Origin of the sequence: Microcystis sp. M49636_WE2 (genome assembly GCF_030065375.1) — a bacterium.
Classification (GTDB): Bacteria; Cyanobacteriota; Cyanobacteriia; order Cyanobacteriales; family Microcystaceae; genus Microcystis; species Microcystis aeruginosa_C.
Genome location: NZ_JASJFG010000015.1, coordinates 1 through 1,376, shown reverse-complemented (window position 1 = coordinate 1,376; position 1,376 = coordinate 1). Strand labels below are relative to the sequence as shown.

Below are 1,376 nucleotides of genomic sequence, written 5' to 3'. Positions count from 1 at the left end.
TGGTGAAAGAGAGTTTTTTAATGTCGGTTATTGGCTCTCCCATACCCAAGATCAACAGGAAGCATCCTCTACTCTGATGGAGAAACTTTTAGAATTTATTCCCAACAAACAGGGAACAATTCTTGATGTTGGCTGTGGTTTAGGAGCAACTACTCATTATCTTCTCAAATATTACCCATTGACAGCAATTGTGGGCATTAACATTTCTCCGACACAAATTGCCAGAAGTCTCTTGAATTTTCCCGAGGGTAAATTTCTGTTAATGGACGCGGTAGAGATGGATTTTGCTGATCATTCTTTTGAGCAAATTATTTGTGTAGAAGCGGCTTTTTATTTTAATACTAGGCGGCAATTCTTACAAGAAGCTTGGCGAGTATTAAAGCCGGGGGGAACCTTAATTCTCTCAGATCTGAGTTTTGCCACAACAGAACTTTTAGGAGATTGGACAGTTCCCCAAGCAAACACGGTCAAAGATATTGCCGAGTATCAAAATCTTTATCAACAGGCAGGGTTTAAAGATGTTCAATTTGTCGAGGTGACGGAGGAGTGCTGGTTCAGACATTTTCGCCATCTTAAGTCTTGGTTAACAGAGGAATTTCAATCAGGAAAATTAGACGAAGAAACCTATAATTTAAACATTAAGGCTCTGGATAATTTGCTAAGTTCCTCGGCCATAACTTATTGGTTAGTTGCTGTCCAAAAGCCAGTCAATATACTGTAATAGTTGTCAGTTTTTCTTGAATTTTTGGAGACAAAAAAATGTTTGATTCCTTATCGGGTAAAAAAGTCGTTATTATTGGTGCAAGCTCCGGGATTGACCTAGCGATTGCCGAAAAATTGCTCTCCCTGGGGGCAAAAGTGGTGCTTTCCCATGCTTCTCAAGAGAAATTAGCTGCGGCTGTTGCCCTAATTTCCGGGGAGATTGAAGCCAAAACTGTTAATTTTTTAGAAGAAGATTCTGTTAATGCCTTTTTTGCAGAAATTGGCAACTTTGACCATTTAGTAGTCACCTCTCTCGGAGACAGAAATATGCCGCGAGCCTTATTAACCGAAATGACCGCAGAAACGGCCCGGGGAGGTATGGAGAAATTCTGGGGAACCTTTTTAGCAGTGCGTGGCTCCCTGAAAACTTTGGCCAAGGACGGTTCTATTACCCTGACATCCAGCGTCACTATGTTCAAATATTCCAAAATGGGCGGAATTTCCGTCATAGCCGCCGCTAATAGTGCTGTAGCCGTATTTGGACGCGCCCTCGCCCTAGAACTCGCTCCTATTCGCGTTAACGTTGTTGCCCCCGGATTAATAGAAGATACAAGCATCTGGACCAGTCAAGGTGATTCGGAACGCTCCGACCTGAGCAAATGGGCGGTTTCTGC

The 1,376-nt window shown here is 42.7% G+C and carries 2 protein-coding genes; both read left to right on the top strand.

What is annotated here, in order from left to right; all coding sequences use genetic code 11:
- Positions 1–721 (top strand): class I SAM-dependent methyltransferase (locus PX484_RS00350; RefSeq protein WP_288102634.1); only part of this gene is annotated, 721 nt, incomplete at its 5' end.
- 38 nt (positions 722–759) lie between these two features.
- On the top strand, positions 760–1,376 hold a 617-nt coding region (locus PX484_RS00345; RefSeq protein WP_288102633.1), incomplete at its 3' end, for an SDR family NAD(P)-dependent oxidoreductase.